At 67.0% G+C, this 212-nt stretch carries 1 pseudogene; it reads right to left on the minus strand.

What is annotated here, in order from left to right:
• Positions 1-212, minus strand: a pseudogene (locus ACLQ22_RS32230) (C39 family peptidase); the annotation flags it as partial.

Genomic DNA, 212 nt, shown 5'->3' on the forward strand with positions numbered 1-212 from the left:
ACGCTGATGTAGTGCCCGCCCTCGAAGGAGTGGGTGACGCCGTCGGTGTCGGTGGCGGTGCCGGCGATGTTGGCGACCACGGCGTGGCCTTCGTCGATGGCGGTGACGATGTCGGCGCGCAGCTTGTCGGTCTGCTTGTCGTCGGCCTTGGGGTCGCGGATCTCGACGGACTGGTAGGCGTCCTTGCCGGTCTCCTTGTTCAGTACGGGGGT

This window comes from Micromonospora sp. DT178, assembly GCF_049841695.1.
Lineage (GTDB): Bacteria > Actinomycetota > Actinomycetes > Mycobacteriales > Micromonosporaceae > Micromonospora.